The sequence below is a fragment of the Pseudomonas sp. A214 genome, assembly GCF_900156295.1.
Lineage (GTDB): Bacteria > Pseudomonadota > Gammaproteobacteria > Pseudomonadales > Pseudomonadaceae > Aquipseudomonas > Aquipseudomonas rhizophila.
The window spans coordinates 5,957,440-5,973,101 of sequence record NZ_LT707062.1 but is presented as its reverse complement, the minus strand read 5'-3'; the positions used below and the strand labels follow the sequence as shown (position 1 = coordinate 5,973,101).

Genomic DNA, 15,662 nt, shown 5'->3' with positions numbered 1-15,662 from the left:
GTCATGGGTATTGATCTTCCGCTGATCTGGGCCGTGGTCATCATCTTCGGCATCATGATGTACGTGATCATGGATGGCTTTGACCTGGGGATCGGCATTCTTTTCCCCTTCATCAAGGCTGAGCGTGATCGTGACGTGATGATGAACACCGTAGCGCCGGTCTGGGACGGTAACGAAACCTGGCTGGTGCTGGGCGGCGCGGGCCTGTTCGGGGCGTTTCCGCTGGCTTATTCGGTAGTGCTTTCGGCGCTGTACCTGCCGCTGATCCTGATGCTCATCGGGCTGATTTTCCGCGGCGTGGCCTTTGAGTTTCGCTTCAAGGCCAAGGCTCACAAGCGCCATCTGTGGGACAAGGCGTTCATCGGCGGTTCCCTGACGGCCACCTTCTTCCAGGGAGTGGCGTTGGGGGCGTTCATTGATGGATTCGAAGTGGTCGATCGCCAGTTCGCCGGCGGCTCCCTGGACTGGTTCACACCGTTCACCGTCTTCTGTGGCCTGGCCTTGATCGTCGCCTACGCCTTGCTCGGCTGCACTTGGCTGATCATGAAAACCGAAGGCAAGTTGCAGGAGCAGATGCATAACCTGGCCAGGCCGCTGGCGTTCGGGGTGCTGGCGGTGATCGGTATCGTCAGTATCTGGACTCCGCTGGCTCACGCCGATATCGCGGCGCGCTGGTTTACCCTGCCGAATCTGTTCTGGTTCCTGCCGGTACCGATCCTGGTGCTGGTGACCATGTACGGGTTGTTTCGCGCCGTTGCCCGCAACGCCAACTACACGCCGTTCATTCTGACGCTGGCGCTGATCTTCCTCGGTTACAGCGGTCTGGGCATCAGCTTGTGGCCGAACATCGTGCCGCCATCCATCTCCATCTGGGACGCGGCGTCACCGCCACAGAGCCAGGGGTTCATGCTGGTCGGGACGCTGTTCATCATTCCTTTGATTCTGGTGTACACCTTCTGGAGCTACTACGTGTTCCGGGGCAAGGTGACCCATGACGACGGCTACCATTGATTGACCTGCGAGGCATTGAAAATGGCCAAGCCTGATTTGAAAGACATCGAAGCGGCTGAAAAGAAGCCGCTCTGGCAGCGACTTGGCTGGCTGGCGCTGATCTGGGCCGGCAGTGTACTGGCGCTGTTTATCGTCGCCAGCCTGATGCGGATGTTCATGAACGCCGCAGGGCTGACCACCCACTGACGCTCCCGGGCAGGGTCAAATTATTTGCGGGCCTTGAGGATGACGAATTTCGGGGTTGCGGCCACTTGTTCGACACCCCGGAACAACCGCGCCAGTTTGCTGTGGTAGCCCAGGTGCCGATTGCCGACGATGTACAGCGCGCCGCCGACCACCAGTGCTTCGCGCGCCTGCTGAAACATCCGCCAGGCGAGGAAGTCGCCCACCACCTGCTGTTGGTGGAAAGGCGGATTACACAGCACTACGTCCAATGATTGCGGCTCTTGCCCGGCCAGACCGTCCCCAGCTCGTATGGTCACCTCACGCTCGCCCAGGGCGGCGCGCCAGTTCTCGGCGGCCGACTGCACGGCCATGTACGATTCATCCACCAGGGTGTAGTGGGCCTCGGGATTCTGCAGGGCGCTGGCGATTGCCAGTACACCGTTGCCGCACCCCAGGTCCGCGACGCGGGCGGTGCCCAGGTTCTTTGGCAGATGCGGCAGAAATGCCCGGGTGCCGATGTCCAGGCCTTCGCGACAGAACACGTTGGCGTGGTTGAGCAATTCGATCTTTGGCTCTTCCAACCAATAGCGCGTGGGGTAGGGGGATGCGGTCGGCACTCGGGTTTCTGGCTGGAGCGCTTCTGGCGTGGCGATCAACAAGCGAGCTTTTTTCACTGCCAGCGAGGCCTGCACCGGGCCAACGTAGCGTTCCAGCAGGTCACCGGCGGCCCGTGGCAGATGCTTGACCATCGCAGCAGCAATCACCTGGGCGCCGGGGGCCAATTGGCCTTGCAGGCGAATCAACTGTTCTTCCAGCAGGGCCAGGGTTTTCGGCACTTTGATCAGGACGCGGTTGAAAGGTCCGGTCAACGGTTCACTGGCCGGCAACGTCGGCACTGCATCAAAGGGCAGGCCGTTGCGCACCAGGTTTTTCTCCAGCGCCTGCAAGGCCAGGTACGAGTCGCTGCTGCTGATGACTTCAACCTTGCCGGCAAGGCTCGCCGCCAGGGCACCAAAGCTGTCATTGAGGACCAGGACCCGGGTATCGGCGAGCGGCTGTTGCTCGGCCAGATACGCGAGCAGGTATTCGTCGGCTGCGTCAAAGGCTTGCAGCGGTTCGTTCTGCTGTTCGGGTTGGCGGATCAGGTCAAGTTGGGCGAAGGGACTGTCGAGCAAGGGCATGGCTGGGACTCTGGAGATCAACGAATGTCCCGCTGCCCCGGGGCAGGTGTCTCAGCGGGACCGCCTGAATGAACTTCGTCGCGTACTGGGCGCGTCATCATTCAAGTGGAGCCGTAAATGGTACGTTTTTTTTCCAGGCATTACTCGCGGGTTTTTTCAGGTTGGTAAGTGCGCCGCACGGTTCAGATCACATGGATGTGGGCCGCCTTGGCTACCGCTGAGATTTTGTTGTTGACGTTCAGCTTTCGCATGCAACTGCACACATGGAAGTTCACGGTGCGCTCGGAGAGGCAGAGGATTCTGCCCACTTCCGAAGCCGTCTTGCCTTCGGCCGACCACCTCAATACTTCGATCTCTCTGGGTGATAAATGACATTTTTGTGGAGTCGCGGCAGCGTCAGCCAGTTTTTTGCTGGCCAGCGCATGCAATCTTTGACTGGCGAAAATGGCATAGCCCAGATTTGCGTAATGCTCGTCGATATCGATGGGGCAATGAGTCCGGGCCAGGCTGAAAAGGCTGCAGTGTGCCCCCTGTTCATCATGAACGGCCTGGGTCCAGCCATACTTGAGTCCCTGACGATTAAGTTCTCGCCACAACTTGGGGGCCTGAGCAAAAACAGTCTCATCCCACAAGATTGGAAGCGGTGATTGATTGCAATGTGCTACTAGTGGGTCGTTCGATGCATAGCCGTTCTGTTCATATAGTCTGTCCCATCCATAAGGGTAGTTATTCAGGTTTACCTTGTTGGTATGCTTGTCCGGGCTTCCGAGATAGGCTGAGAATGCACAATATTCAAATCCCTGATTGTTAAAGAAATTCAGGACTAGACGATAGGCCGTCTGTAAGTCCTTTTCACAGGATAACTTCCTCAACAGCAAGTCCTTCCACTTGTCCATCGCTCTCTCCTGGGTTGAGTTCGTCCATGCGGATCCAATCCATGATGCGAATTTTTAGTGTAGGACTATTCTTAAATTGCAGTGAGCTTTTTTTTATTTGCTTACAGTTTGAAATGTTTAAGAAATAAACTTTTTGAGTATGATTTTACAGTTGGGATAGTTTTGTATAAGTCTGGTAGAAGATATGCTCGGCGACGGAGGCATTAGTAGCTAAAGTGCCACTACTCGTTGTCAGTGGTGAAGGGGCTCACTTTGCGGGACACTGTAAGTCTTGTCTCGTTGGAGTGGCTCATGATCGACAGCTCAGAGAAGTTCACCCGTCAAACCTTGCTCGATGTGCAGCCCGTGGCACCTCATTTGTTTACGTTGCGTACCACACGGGATCGCGGTTTTCGTTTTCGGGCGGGCCAGTTCGCCCGGCTCGGGGTCGCTAAAGCGGATGGCACCATCGTTTGGCGGGCATATTCCATGGTGTCTTCGCCGTTCGATGAATTCCTCGAGTTTTTTTCCATCGTGGTACCGGACGGCGAGTTCACCAGCGAACTGAGTCGGCTGCAGCCAGGCGACAGCCTGCTGGTTGATCGCCAGGCCTTTGGCTACCTGACGCTTGATCGTTTCGTTGACGGGCGCGATTTGTGGCTGCTGTCCACGGGAACGGGCGTCGCACCGTTCCTCTCGATTCTCCAGGATTTCGAAGCATGGGAAAAATTCGAGACGATCGTCCTGGTGTACAGCGTCCGCGAGGCACGGGAGCTGGCATATCAGGAGCTGATCAAAGGGTTGACCCAGCGCGACTACCTGGCCGGCTACGCCCACAAGTTTCGTTTCATCGCGACCGTCACCCGTGAACAGCATCCCGGTGCGCTCAGCGGACGAATCACGACACTGATCGAAAATGGCGAGTTGGAAAGGGCGGCTGACATCGAGCTGACGCCGGAACACTCGCGGGTGATGTTGTGCGGCAATCCGCAGATGATCGATGACACGCGCAAGCTGCTCAAGGCCAGGGGCCTGCAACTGAGTCTCAGCCGTCGGCCGGGTCAGGTGGCCGTGGAAAACTATTGGTAGCAAAGGCGCCTGTGGCGAGGAGATAAAAACCCACGCCACAGGCGGCGAAGCGTGAGTCAGGGCCTCTCGTTCTGGGCCTTGAGCAGGTCGCGAATTTCGCTCAGCAACAGTTCTTCCTTGGTCGGAACCGGTGGCGCGCTGGGAGCAACGGCTTCTTCGCGCTTGAGACGGTTGATGGCCTTGACGCCCATGAAAATGGCGAACGCCACAATGATGAAATCAATGGTGCTTTGAATGAATTTGCCATAGGCCAATACCACCGCCGGCGCATCGCCTTGTGCCGCCTTGAGTGTGATGGCCAGGTCGCTGAAGTCCACCCCGCCAATCAAAAGGCCGATCGGAGGCATGATGACGTCGCCAACGAAGGACGAAACGATTTTGCCGAAAGCAGCACCGATAATGATCCCGACGGCCATGTCGACGACATTGCCTTTGACCGCGAAGGCCTTGAACTCGTTAATCACGCCCATGAGTTGTTCCTTGTGACAGATGAAGTGGATGGTGGCAGTGTAAATCAGCCAAACGCGTCCTGCTCGAAACGCCTGCTTAAAAAGCTTCAGTTATCGACTCGGGACAGGAGGAAAAGTTTACAAAGTGCCATCAATCGCGCGTGATACGCGGTCCCGAGCCGATTCCCTATAAGGATTTTTCTATCGGATCGGTGCGGCATTTCTATTTAGGTTTTTCTTTTTAGAGCACTAGCCTCTGCAAGGCGCACATGGATGCGCTCTATAACATCAGAGGAAACGCCTATGAACATTTCCCTTGGCGGCGGGACTTTTACCCCTCGCCGTGCTTTTTTTGTGCTCACCGCCAGCCTGTTGTCCTTGTCCGTCAACGCGGCCACCCTGACCCGCGATAACGGTGCGGCCGTGGGCGACAACCAGAACTCGCAAACAGCCGGTCCTAACGGGCCGACCTTGTTGCAAGACGTGCAACTGATCCAGAAACTCCAGCGCTTCGACCGCGAGCGCATCCCCGAGCGCGTGGTGCATGCACGAGGAACCGGTGCCCATGGCACATTTACAGTCACCGACGACCTCAGTGATCTGACCAAGGCCAAAGTCTTCGCCGCTGGCCAGGCCACGCCGGTGTTCGTGCGTTTTTCTGCTGTAGTGCATGGCAACCATTCGCCGGAAACCCTGCGTGACCCCCGTGGCTTTGCCACCAAGTTCTACACGGCCGAGGGTAACTGGGATCTGGTGGGTAACAACTTCCCGACCTTCTTCATTCGCGATGCCATCAAGTTTCCAGACATGGTCCATGCTTTCAAACCCGACCCTCGGACCAACTTGGATGATGACGCCCGCCGTTTCGATTTCTTTTCTCACGTGCCCGAAGCAACGCGCACGCTGACCGAGTTGTATTCCAACTCCGGCACGCCGGCCAGTTATCGTGAAATGGACGGTAACGGTGTGCATGCCTACAAGTTGGTGAATGCAAAGGGTGAAGTTCACTACGTAAAGTTTCATTGGAAAAGTTTGCAGGGCCTGAAAAATCTCGATCCGAAAGAAGTTGTGAAAGTTCAGGGGCAAGATTACAGCCATATGACTAACGATCTGGTGAGTCATATTAATAAGGGCGACTTCCCGAAATGGGACTTGTACGTTCAGGTGTTGAACCCGCAGGACCTTTCCACGTTTGATTTCGATCCTCTTGATGCGACAAAAATCTGGCCGGGTGTGCCTGAACGCAAAGTCGGGCAAATGGTTTTGAACCGTAACCCGGCGAATGTTTTCCAGGAAACCGAGCAAGTGGCGATGGCGCCGGCCAATCTTGTTCCGGGCATCGAGCCGTCGGAAGATCGACTGTTGCAGGGGCGGGTGTTCTCCTATGCCGATACGCAAATGTATCGAGTGGGACCCAACGCGCTTCAGTTGCCCATCAATGCGCCGAAGGTGGCGGTCAACAATGGCAACCAGGACGGCGCGATGAATTCGGGCGCCACCAGCACCGGCGTGAATTATCAGCCGAGCCGCCTGATGCCTCGCCAGGAACAGCCAACGGCACGCTACAGCCAGACCGCGCTGACTGGCAGTACCCAGCAGGCGAAGATCCAGCGTGAGCAGAACTTCAAGCAAGCCGGTGACCTGTACCGCTCGTTCAACCAGAAAGAGCGCAATGACCTGATCGAAAGCTTCGGCGGATCGCTGGCGACCACCGATGAGGAGAGCAAGCACATCATCCTGTCGTTCCTCTACAAGGCTGATCCTGAATACGGCACCGGTGTAGCCCGTGTCGCCAAAGGCGATCTGACCCGGGTCAAGGCGCTGGCGGAAAAACTCAGCGACTGATCCACAGCCTGGCACGTGCATAACCCGTGGGAGCAAAGCTTGCTCGCGAAGCAGGCGCTGCGGTCTGAAGCCAGACCGAGTCGTCTGCGTTGCGGGCAAGCCATGCTCCCACAGCCCTGCATCTACAGCCTTGCGCCAAGGAGACGTCATGCTGCGTAACTTCCTGTTTTCGATGCTCGCAATCGGGTCGTTGAGCGTATGGGCCGATCAGCCCGTGCCCACCGATCCGGTGGTTGTACAAGAGCAGTTGCAAACTTATTACTTCGACGCCGCCCGGCGGGGCGACGTGCCGATGCTCGAGACCTTTATCGAGGCTGGTTACTCGCTCAACACCCAGGACGAAAAGGGCTACACCGCGCTGATCCTGGCCGCTTACCACGGCCATGGCGCGGCGGTGGAGCGGCTGCTGGCCGCTGGCGCCGATGCCTGCACCCAGGACAACCGGGGCAACACGGCGCTGATGGGCGCCATTTTCAAGGGCCAAGTGCAGATCGCGCGCCGTTTGTTGTCCACCGATTGCAACCCGGACCAGCGCAACGGCGCCGGACAGACCGCAGCGATGTACGCCGGCCTGTTCAAGCGCGTCGAGTTGCTCGACGCCTTGGCGGCCAAAGGGGCGGACCTGCAGGCCCAGGATCCGCTGGGCAATACCGCGGCGAACCTGGCCAACGGTGAAATCAGAATGCCGGCCCCGCGCTGACCCCCGCGTGGGCTATCATCGCGGTTTTTATCCCGGAGTTCAGATGGCCAAGGCAAAGCGCATGTATGGCTGCACCGAGTGCGGCTCGACCTTTCCCAAATGGGCCGGCCAGTGCAGTGAGTGCGGTGCCTGGAACACCTTGACCGAAACCATGGTGGAGAGTGGCGGTGCCGCAGCCCCCACCGGTCGCACGGGGTGGGCCGGTCAGCAGGCGCAAATCAAGACCCTGGCCGAAGTCAGCGTCGAGGAAATTCCACGGTTTTCCACCGCGTCCGGCGAGCTGGACCGCGTATTGGGCGGTGGTCTGGTGGACGGTTCGGTCGTGCTGATTGGCGGGGACCCGGGCATCGGCAAGTCCACCATCCTGTTGCAAACCTTGTGCAACCTGGCCACGCGCATGCCGGCGCTGTACGTCACTGGCGAGGAATCCCAGCAGCAAGTCGCCATGCGCGCCCGGCGTCTGGGGCTGCCCCAGGATCAACTGCGGGTCATGACCGAGACGTGCATCGAAACCATCATCGCCACGGCCCGCCTGGAAAAACCCAAGGTCATGGTGATCGACTCGATCCAGACGATTTTCACCGAACAACTGCAATCGGCGCCGGGCGGCGTGTCACAGGTGCGTGAAAGCGCGGCGTTGCTGGTGCGGTATGCCAAGCAGAGCGGTACGGCGATTTTCCTGGTGGGCCACGTCACCAAGGAAGGCGCGCTGGCAGGCCCGCGGGTGCTGGAGCACATGGTGGATACCGTGTTGTATTTCGAGGGCGAATCCGACGGTCGCCTGCGTTTGTTGCGGGCAGTGAAGAATCGCTTTGGCGCCGTCAATGAATTGGGTGTGTTCGGCATGACCGACAGAGGCTTGAAAGAAGTCTCGAATCCTTCGGCGATTTTTCTCACGCGCGCCCAGGAAGAAGTGCCGGGCAGTGTGGTCATGGCGACCTGGGAAGGCACCCGGCCGATGCTGGTGGAGGTTCAGGCGCTGGTGGATGACAGCCATTTGGCGAACCCGCGTCGGGTCACCTTGGGGCTGGATCAGAATCGGCTCGCCATGCTGCTGGCGGTCCTGCATCGACACGGTGGCATTCCTACCCATGATCAGGATGTTTTCCTCAACGTGGTGGGCGGCGTCAAAGTATTGGAAACCGCGTCTGACCTGGCGTTGATGGCGGCGGTCATGTCCAGCCTGCGCAATCGGCCGCTGCCCCATGATCTGCTGGTGTTCGGTGAAGTGGGGCTGTCGGGGGAAGTCCGGCCGGTGCCCAGTGGACAGGAGCGACTCAAGGAGGCGGCCAAGCACGGCTTCAAACGCGCCATCGTGCCCAAGGGCAACGCGCCGAAGGAAGCGCCTGCCGGGTTGCAGATCATTGCCGTGACCCGCCTGGAACAGGCGCTGGATGCGTTGTTCGAATAACTCCGAGGCCTGCTGTGTGGTGCAGGGTTATTCAGATCTGTACCAACGCCGCCAACTCCCGCTCCAGCTCAGCCTGATCGGCGAGGTTCAACTCCACCAGCCGGCGCAGATGGGCGATGGAGTCCAGGTCGATATGCTCGCAGACAAAGCCCAGATGGCCATGGTCGTCGTGGGTTAACCGGACCTCCATCCGCACTTCCACGTCGTTGCTCAAGTGAATGTCGGCTACGAAAGTCTTCTCGGGATTGCCAAGCCAGGGCTCGGGCTTTTTGATCAGCAGGCCCTTGAGAGACAGGTCCAGCAGTTCGACCGGCCAAGTCAGTTTGTCCTCGTCCTTGCCCTGACTCAGCTCGGTTCGGGCATGGAACTCGATTCGTACGAAGCGGCGGCGTTCGCTCATTACGTATTCCTTTCTGAAGATTGATTGACTATAGACCCAACTGGCGCGCCGTCGTCACCGTTGGGCTGCTGGCAGACAAATGTCGGGGGTGGCCTTTGTTCTCGTTAGCGCTAAACTCCGATGGCTGTCTTTCTTGTCCACCCTGGCCGGAATATAAAAATGACAAATAATAATAGCCTGCTGCGCCACATACCCTGGCTACTGCTGGCCGTCTTGGGAGCGAGCGCCCTGGGCGTCGTGGCATTGCGTCGGGGAGAGGCGATCAACGCCCTCTGGATCGTCGTCGCAGCCGTGGCCATCTACCTGGTCGCCTACCGCTACTACAGCCTGTTCATAGCCAATAACGTGATGCAACTCGATGCGCGCCGGGCCACCCCCGCCGTGCTCAACAACGATGGCCTGGACTATGTCCCGACCAACAAACACATCCTGTTCGGCCACCACTTCGCGGCCATTGCCGGTGCGGGGCCGCTGGTCGGGCCGGTACTGGCGGCGCAGATGGGCTACCTGCCCGGTACGCTCTGGCTGATCGCCGGGGTGGTGCTGGCCGGTGCCGTGCAGGACTTCATGGTCCTGTTCCTGTCCACCCGTCGCAACGGTCGCTCCCTGGGCGACATGGTCCGCGAAGAGATGGGCCGCGTTCCCGGCACCATCGCGCTGTTCGGCTGCTTCCTGATCATGATCATCATCCTCGCGGTGCTGGCGCTGATCGTGGTCAAGGCCCTGGCCGAGAGCCCGTGGGGGATCTTCACGGTGATGGCGACCATCCCGATCGCGATGTTCATGGGCATCTACATGCGCTACATCCGCCCGGGCCGCATCGGTGAAATCTCCCTCATCGGCGTGCTGTTGCTGCTGGGTTCGATCTGGCTCGGCGGGCAAGTGGCCGCAGACCCGGTCTGGGCCGAGGCCTTCACCTTCACCGGCGTGCAAATCACCTGGATGCTGATCGGCTACGGTTTTGTTGCCGCGGTGTTGCCGATCTGGCTGATCCTGGCGCCGCGCGACTACCTGTCCACCTTCTTGAAGATCGGCACCATCGTCGCCCTGGCGATCGGCATCCTGGTCACCATGCCCGAGCTGAAAATGCCGGCACTGACCCAGTTCACCGACGGCACGGGCCCGGTGTGGAAGGGCGGATTGTTCCCGTTCCTGTTCATCACCATCGCCTGTGGCGCGGTTTCGGGTTTCCACGCGCTGATCTCTTCGGGCACCACGCCGAAGATGCTCGATAACGAAGTCAACGCCCGCTACATCGGTTACGGCGGCATGCTGATGGAGTCGTTCGTGGCCATCATGGCAATGGTCGCCGCTTCGGTGATCGAGCCGGGTGTGTACTTCGCCATGAACAGCCCGGCGGCGATCGTCGGCGGTGATGTGGTGAGCGTGGCGCAGACTGTCAGCAGCTGGGGCTTTGCAATCACCCCCGAAGCGCTGCAGGCGGTGGCCAATGACATCGGCGAGACCACCATCCTGGCCCGTGCCGGCGGTGCGCCGACGCTGGCGGTGGGGATCGCGCAGATCCTGCACTCGGTGTTGCCGGGTGAGAACACCATGGCGTTCTGGTACCACTTCGCAATCCTGTTCGAGGCGCTGTTCATCCTCACGGCGGTAGACGCCGGCACCCGTGCCGGGCGCTTCATGCTGCAGGACCTGCTGGGCTCGTTCGTCCCGGCCCTCAAGCGGACCGAATCCTGGGTTGCCAACCTGATCGCCACCGCCGGCTGTGTGGCGCTGTGGGGCTACCTGTTGTACCAGGGCGTGATCGATCCGCTGGGCGGCATCAACACCTTGTGGCCGCTGTTCGGCATCTCCAACCAGATGCTGGCCGGTATCGCCCTGATGCTCGGCACCGTGGTACTGATCAAGATGAAGCGCCAGCGCTACGTCTGGGTGACCATGCTGCCGGCGGTCTGGCTGCTGATCTGCACCACCACGGCGGGCCTGATCAAGCTGTTCGACGCCAACCCGGCGATCGGCTTCCTGGCCCTGGCGCGCAAATACAACGATGCCCTGGCCGCCGGCCAGATCCTGGCCCCGGCCAAGAGCATCGAGCAGATGCAGCACGTGGTGTACAACGCTTACACCAACGCAACGCTGACGGTGTTGTTCCTGCTGGTGGTCTTCAGCATCCTGTTCTACGCGCTCAAGGTCGGCATCGCTGCCTGGGGTCACAAGGAACGCACGGATAAAGAAGCGCCCTTCCAGGCCGTGCCGGACGCCTGAATCGAGGATTGCAACGATGTTCAATGACTTGAGTCGCCTCGGTAAATACCTCGGTCAGGCCGCCCGCCTGATGGTCGGCATGCCCGACTACGACAACTACGTCGAGCACATGCAAAGCAAACACCCGGACAAACCGCTGATGGACTACGAGGCGTTCTTCCGCGAACGCCAGGAAGCCCGATACGGTGGCAAGGCGGGACCCAAGTGCTGTTGATCAACTGATTTCAGGTTGATGAGGTAACCCTGTGGGAGCGAGCTTGCTCGCGATGGCGTCGGGTCAGTTACGATGATGTTGACTGATCCACCGCCATCGCGAGCAGGCTCGCTCCCACAGTTGTTTTAGGATGGCCTCGGGATTTGCATATGCCACCGCTCCCACAGTTGTTTTGGGGGGATCTCAACATTTGCATACACCACCGATCCCCTTGTGGGAGCGAGCCTGCTCGCGAAGGCATCGCAACAGTTTGCCTCGCCTCCACATGGGTTCTGTGCTCTTCTTTTAATTTCGCAACAGGAGAATCACGTTGTCCTCTCCCATCCCGGTCACCATCCTCAGCGGCTTCCTCGGCGCCGGCAAGACCACGCTTTTGCGTCATTTGCTCAAGGCCGAGCACGGCCTGAAAATCGCCGTGATCGAGAATGAATTCAGCGATGCCGGCATCGATACCCAGCTGTTGGGCGATGAGCCGGTGCAAGTCATGACCCTGGCCAATGGCTGCGTGTGCTGCACCATTCACACTGACCTGACCAAAGCCCTGTACCTGCTACTCGAACGGCTGGACAGCGGCGAAATTGCCTTTGATCGCCTGGTGATCGAATGCACCGGCCTGGCCGATCCGGCCCCTGTGGCCCAGACATTTTTTATCGATGAGGACCTGCGCGAGCGCTACATCCTCGACGGTATCCTGACCCTGGTGGACGCCGCTCACGCCGAGATCCACCTGACCCAGGCCATTGCCCAGGCCCAGGTCGGGTTTGCCGACCGTCTGCTGCTGAGCAAGACCGATCTGGTGGACGCAGCCCATGTCCAAGCCCTTGGCGAACGACTGACGCGGATCAACCGACGGGCGCCGATCAGGGTGGTGGAGCACGGCAAGATCGATCTGGCCGAACTGCTCGACATCCGCGGCTTCAATCTCAACGCAGACCTGGGGGCGGGGTTCAGCCTGCGACCGGTGGGCAAGGCAAGCACCGGGGATCGCATCAGCAGCCTCGTGCTTCGCACCGACAAACCGCTGGATATCGACAAACTCAGCGAGTTCATGAACCAGTTGCTGGAGGAGCACGGCAAGCAGTTGCTGCGCTACAAGGGGGTACTGAGCATCGCTGGCGAATCCCGACGACTGGTGTTCCAGGGCGTACTCAAACTGTACGGTTTTGACTGGGACACCGAATGGGCGCCAGGCGAAGCACGGGAGAGCGTCATTGTGTTCATCGCCGACGAGTTGCCCGAAGAGAAGATCCGCGCAGGCTTCGAAGCCGCGCTACTTTGACGTCCCGGTGCCTGCGGCCATCAGCAGCTTTTGCTCAAGATGGTCCAGGTGCTCGCTCATCAGTTGCAACGCTTGATCAGCGTTGCCACGTTCTATCGCGTCTACGATCGCCAAATGCTCCTGCCAGGCGCAATGTCTGCGGGACTTGAGCTCATGCCGCGCCAGGGCCAGCGAGGTTAATGGCACGAGGCTGCCGAGAAACTGCGCCAACGGCGCATTCCCGGCCATGGTCGCCAATTGCAGGTGAAACTCGCCGGACAGGCGAATCGCCGGGCCGCGTTCGCCGCGATCCAGGCACTGGCGCTCGCGCTCTATCAGATCGCGTAGGCGCTGCAGGTCCTTGGGCTGCGGCGCCTTGCAGGCCAGGCGCACCAGGGTCTGTTCGGCCAGGCGCCGGGCATGCAGGATTTGCCGGGTCTGTTCCAGGTCCGGTGCCGCCACCTGGGGCCGATGGTTGGGCCGCAGGATCACCACTTGCTGGTGGGACAGGCGCGCCAGGACACGGCGAATGATGCTGCGACTGACACCGAACACATCCCCCAGGCTTTCCTCGGTGAAACGGCTGGCCGGAGCAATGCGTTGTTCGAGGATGGCGTCGAAGATCCGCGGGTAGATATCGTCCACCGACGGTTTGCCGACCCGACCGGGCAGCGACAGGGACGCGAGCACGTTACGCTCAGGCTGATCCGGGTGGGGCATGAGGTTGTTCATGGCGGTCTCCGCAGGGTGTGGCTCAAGTGCCGAGGTTGTCGTCCGGAATGTTCAGTTCGATGCCCATGCGCTGGCCTTCCCTGAGGATATGCCGGCGCATTTCGGTGCTGGCCTGGGCGCTGTTCTTGGCGCGGATGGCGCGCACCACGGCTTCGTTTTCCTCCAGGCGTTCGGCCAGATGCTGGGGTGAATTGCGCAACACATCGGCGCTTTGCTTGAGCGCGTTGCTGGTCTGCTGGACCACGTTTTGAAAAATCGGGTTGGACGTCAAGGCAAACAGCTCTTCATGGAAGGCAATGTAGGCGTTGGCGCAAGCGTCGCTGTCGTTGGCCTCCAACGCTTCGCGCATGTCCATGAGGGTCAGGCGCAACTGGCCGACCTCCTTGCTGCTGATGGATTGCGCCACAAGGCCGACGATGAAAGGCTCCAGGGTGTAGCGCAGTTGCAGCACGTCCTCCAGGCTGGCGCCGGCCATGGCGCTGCCTTCATTGGCGGTGTCGGTGAAGTTGGCCTCCAGCACCACGACGCCCTTGCCGGGCATCGAACGCACCAGCCCCAGGGTTTCCAGGACAATCACCGCTTCGCGCAGGCTTGGTCGGCTGATGCCCAATTGCTCGGCCAGCTCGCGCTGGCCGGGCAGCATGTCGCCCGAGCGCCATTGGCCCCGAGCGAGGGCGGCACGTAGTTTCTCCACTACGGAATTGACGACGGTTGATGAACTGATCACTGGTGACTCCTCGAAAATCAATCAGGCGGTACCGGTTCGCGGGCCGGCACCGCAGTCTTTCAGAATTGCTGCTGATGGGCAGTGCCCACCGGTTTCCTGGATTGGAAGGTATAACCGTGTTGGCCGGACAGTACCTTGCGCGCCCGAGGGACATCGATGTCTTTTTCCCAGCGGGCAATCGCCACGGTGGCCACGCAGTTGCCAATCAGGTTGGTCAGGGCCCGGCCGATGCCCATGAACCAATCCACCGCCAGTACCAGCACCAGGCCAACCACCGGGATCGCCGGGACGGCCGTCAACGTGGCAGCCAGGATCACCAGCGCCGAGCCGGGAATCCCGTGGGCGCCCTTGGAGGTGATCAGTGACACCAGCAGGATGGTCAGCAAATCACTCATGGCCAGAGGTGTGCCGGTGGCGTTGGCAATGAACACAATCGCCAGGGTCAGATAGATCGAAAAACCGTCCAGATTGAACGAGTAGCCGGTCGGAATCACCAGGCCGACGGTGGAACTGCCGATCCCCAGGTGCTCAAGCTTGCGCATGATCTGTGGCAGCACGGCGTCGGAAGAGGCCGTACCGAGCACGATAAGCAGCTCTTCACGCAGGTATTTGAGAAACGGCAACATCGGCAGGCCCGAGACACGCATCACCAAGCCGAGGATCAGCGCAACGAAGGCGATGCAGGTCAGGTAGAACAGGCCCACCAGGCTGCCCAGGTGTTGCAGTGAGTCCAGGCCATATTTGCTGGTAGTGAAGGCGATGGCCCCGAAGACCCCAATGGGGGCCAGACGCACGATCATGCCCATGATGCGGAAGATCACGTGGCTCAGTTCGTTGATCAACCGCGAGATGCCGGACGCTGCATCGCCCACCAGGTTCAAGGCGCTGCCAAACAGCACGGAGAACAACAGCACTTGCAGAATGTTGTTTTCAGCGAAGGCCCCGAGCACCGAGGTTGGGATCAGGTTCATGAGGAACTGGGTGGTGGTGACCAGGTGCTCGCCACGCTGGGCGATATCCCCCATGTCCGCGCTGGAGAGTTGTTCCAGGTGGATGTTCGCACCACTGCCGATACCGGTGCTGAAGGCAAGCACCAGACCGATGACCAAGGCGATGGTGGTCAATACTTCGAAGTAGATGACCGACTTGAGGCCAATGCGCCCGACCTTCTTGAGGTCTCCGGCACCCGAGATGCCGCTGACTACCACACAGAACACGATCAGGCCGATGAGCATCTTGATCAGCTTGATAAAGCCGTCGCCGAGGGGTTTGAGCTGTGCGGAGTATTCGGGAAGGGTCAGTCCACAGACGATGCCGAGCACCAATCCGAGGACAACTTGAAGGAAGATCGAACGCGAGCACCATTTGAGCATGGGAGG

16 protein-coding genes are annotated in these 15,662 nt (G+C 59.8%); 9 read left to right on the top strand and 7 right to left on the bottom strand.

The features are described 5' to 3' along the window. Positions 1–3: 3 nt before the first annotated feature. Together cydB and BW979_RS26790 are read left to right on the top strand one after the other, a co-directional pair. Positions 4–1,011 (top strand): cytochrome d ubiquinol oxidase subunit II, encoded by a 1,008-nt coding sequence (gene cydB / locus BW979_RS26795; protein ID WP_047229576.1) that lies wholly within the window; start codon positions 4–6, stop codon positions 1,009–1,011. A gap of 21 nt (positions 1,012–1,032) precedes the next feature. Continuing rightward, positions 1,033–1,197 (top strand): DUF2474 domain-containing protein, encoded by a 165-nt coding sequence (locus BW979_RS26790; RefSeq protein WP_076386412.1) that lies wholly within the window; start codon positions 1,033–1,035, stop codon positions 1,195–1,197. 20 nt (positions 1,198–1,217) lie between these two features. Here the strand turns inward: BW979_RS26790 and BW979_RS26785 are convergent, their stop codons facing one another. Together BW979_RS26785 and BW979_RS26780 are read right to left on the bottom strand one after the other, a co-directional pair. Then, positions 1,218–2,357, bottom strand: coding sequence for a methyltransferase (locus tag BW979_RS26785; protein ID WP_076386410.1), 1,140 nt, complete (start codon positions 2,355–2,357; stop codon positions 1,218–1,220). A gap of 182 nt (positions 2,358–2,539) precedes the next feature. Then, entirely contained in the window at positions 2,540–3,253 is a 714-nt protein-coding gene (locus tag BW979_RS26780) for an autoinducer binding domain-containing protein (protein WP_047229578.1), read from the bottom strand. 291 nt (positions 3,254–3,544) lie between these two features. Between BW979_RS26780 and BW979_RS26775 the strand changes: the two genes are divergently transcribed. Continuing rightward, positions 3,545–4,321: a ferredoxin--NADP reductase gene (locus BW979_RS26775; protein WP_076386408.1), complete on the top strand. Its 777-nt coding sequence runs from the start codon at positions 3,545–3,547 to the stop codon at positions 4,319–4,321. Positions 4,322–4,377: 56 nt separating this feature from the next. On the opposite strand, the gene mscL is transcribed toward BW979_RS26775, so the two are convergent. Then, positions 4,378–4,791 (bottom strand): large-conductance mechanosensitive channel protein MscL, encoded by a 414-nt coding sequence (mscL, locus tag BW979_RS26770; RefSeq protein ID WP_047229580.1) that lies wholly within the window; start codon positions 4,789–4,791, stop codon positions 4,378–4,380. 282 nt (positions 4,792–5,073) lie between these two features. On the opposite strand from mscL, the gene katB reads away from it, so the two are divergent. The 3 genes from katB (at position 5,074) to radA (ending at position 8,726) form a co-directional block, all read left to right on the top strand. Continuing rightward, on the top strand, positions 5,074–6,615 hold the full coding sequence (gene katB, locus BW979_RS26765; protein WP_047229581.1) for a catalase KatB: 1,542 nt from the start codon (positions 5,074–5,076) through the stop codon (positions 6,613–6,615). Positions 6,616–6,763: 148 nt separating this feature from the next. Further along, a complete protein-coding gene (locus BW979_RS26760) occupies positions 6,764–7,315 on the top strand; it encodes an ankyrin repeat domain-containing protein (RefSeq protein ID WP_410479124.1) in 552 nt (183 codons plus the stop codon). A 43-nt stretch (positions 7,316–7,358) separates the two neighbouring features. Beyond that, positions 7,359–8,726: a DNA repair protein RadA gene (gene radA / locus BW979_RS26755; protein WP_030140305.1), complete on the top strand. Its 1,368-nt coding sequence runs from the start codon at positions 7,359–7,361 to the stop codon at positions 8,724–8,726. Positions 8,727–8,757: 31 nt separating this feature from the next. Here radA and BW979_RS26750 read toward each other — a convergent pair whose 3' ends face one another. Further along, positions 8,758–9,126 carry a PilZ domain-containing protein gene (locus tag BW979_RS26750; RefSeq protein WP_076386406.1) on the bottom strand — a complete coding sequence of 123 codons (369 nt, stop codon included), beginning with the start codon at positions 9,124–9,126 and terminating at the stop codon, positions 8,758–8,760. A 159-nt stretch (positions 9,127–9,285) separates the two neighbouring features. Between BW979_RS26750 and BW979_RS26745 the strand changes: the two genes are divergently transcribed. The 3 genes from BW979_RS26745 (at position 9,286) to yjiA (ending at position 12,845) form a co-directional block, all read left to right on the top strand. After that, a complete protein-coding gene (locus BW979_RS26745; RefSeq protein WP_076386404.1) occupies positions 9,286–11,352 on the top strand; it encodes a carbon starvation CstA family protein in 2,067 nt (688 codons plus the stop codon). A gap of 16 nt (positions 11,353–11,368) precedes the next feature. Continuing rightward, complete coding sequence (locus BW979_RS26740) at positions 11,369–11,566, top strand: YbdD/YjiX family protein (protein ID WP_047230563.1); 198 nt, start codon at positions 11,369–11,371, stop codon at positions 11,564–11,566. A gap of 310 nt (positions 11,567–11,876) precedes the next feature. Further along, complete coding sequence (yjiA, locus tag BW979_RS26735) at positions 11,877–12,845, top strand: GTPase (protein WP_047230146.1); 969 nt, start codon at positions 11,877–11,879, stop codon at positions 12,843–12,845. Here the strand turns inward: yjiA and BW979_RS26730 are convergent. Genes BW979_RS26730 through BW979_RS26720 form a run of 3 tightly spaced genes read right to left on the bottom strand, consistent with a single transcriptional unit; the run spans position 12,837 to position 15,656 of the window. Beyond that, positions 12,837–13,556 carry a GntR family transcriptional regulator gene (locus tag BW979_RS26730; RefSeq protein ID WP_155417201.1) on the bottom strand — a complete coding sequence of 240 codons (720 nt, stop codon included), beginning with the start codon at positions 13,554–13,556 and terminating at the stop codon, positions 12,837–12,839. The genes yjiA and BW979_RS26730 overlap by 9 nt on opposite strands. 22 nt (positions 13,557–13,578) lie before the next feature. Further along, the gene (locus BW979_RS26725) at positions 13,579–14,283 is read right to left on the bottom strand and encodes a FadR/GntR family transcriptional regulator (protein ID WP_047230147.1); all 705 of its coding nucleotides are present in this window, start codon (positions 14,281–14,283) and stop codon (positions 13,579–13,581) included. A 59-nt stretch (positions 14,284–14,342) separates the two neighbouring features. Then, on the bottom strand, positions 14,343–15,656 hold the full coding sequence (locus BW979_RS26720; RefSeq protein ID WP_076386402.1) for a C4-dicarboxylate transporter DctA: 1,314 nt from the start codon (positions 15,654–15,656) through the stop codon (positions 14,343–14,345). Positions 15,657–15,662: the final 6 nt, after the last annotated feature.

Excerpts from the sequence above, each read along its gene's own strand:
- cydB (WP_047229576.1), top strand. The coding sequence starts at position 4 with ATGGGTATTGATCTTCCGCTGATCTGGGCCGTGGTCATCATCTTCGGC.
- BW979_RS26790 (WP_076386412.1), top strand. The coding sequence starts at position 1,033 with ATGGCCAAGCCTGATTTGAAAGACATCGAAGCGGCTGAAAAGAAGCCG.
- BW979_RS26785 (WP_076386410.1), bottom strand. The coding sequence starts at position 2,357 with ATGCCCTTGCTCGACAGTCCCTTCGCCCAACTTGACCTGATCCGCCAA.
- BW979_RS26780 (WP_047229578.1), bottom strand. The coding sequence starts at position 3,253 with ATGGACAAGTGGAAGGACTTGCTGTTGAGGAAGTTATCCTGTGAAAAG.
- BW979_RS26775 (WP_076386408.1), top strand. The coding sequence starts at position 3,545 with ATGATCGACAGCTCAGAGAAGTTCACCCGTCAAACCTTGCTCGATGTG.
- mscL (WP_047229580.1), bottom strand. The coding sequence starts at position 4,791 with ATGGGCGTGATTAACGAGTTCAAGGCCTTCGCGGTCAAAGGCAATGTC.
- katB (WP_047229581.1), top strand. The coding sequence starts at position 5,074 with ATGAACATTTCCCTTGGCGGCGGGACTTTTACCCCTCGCCGTGCTTTT.
- BW979_RS26760 (WP_410479124.1), top strand. The coding sequence starts at position 6,764 with ATGCTGCGTAACTTCCTGTTTTCGATGCTCGCAATCGGGTCGTTGAGC.
- radA (WP_030140305.1), top strand. The coding sequence starts at position 7,359 with ATGGCCAAGGCAAAGCGCATGTATGGCTGCACCGAGTGCGGCTCGACC.
- BW979_RS26750 (WP_076386406.1), bottom strand. The coding sequence starts at position 9,126 with ATGAGCGAACGCCGCCGCTTCGTACGAATCGAGTTCCATGCCCGAACC.
- BW979_RS26745 (WP_076386404.1), top strand. The coding sequence starts at position 9,286 with ATGACAAATAATAATAGCCTGCTGCGCCACATACCCTGGCTACTGCTG.
- BW979_RS26740 (WP_047230563.1), top strand. The coding sequence starts at position 11,369 with ATGTTCAATGACTTGAGTCGCCTCGGTAAATACCTCGGTCAGGCCGCC.
- BW979_RS26730 (WP_155417201.1), bottom strand. The coding sequence starts at position 13,556 with ATGAACAACCTCATGCCCCACCCGGATCAGCCTGAGCGTAACGTGCTC.
- BW979_RS26720 (WP_076386402.1), bottom strand. The coding sequence starts at position 15,656 with ATGCTCAAATGGTGCTCGCGTTCGATCTTCCTTCAAGTTGTCCTCGGA.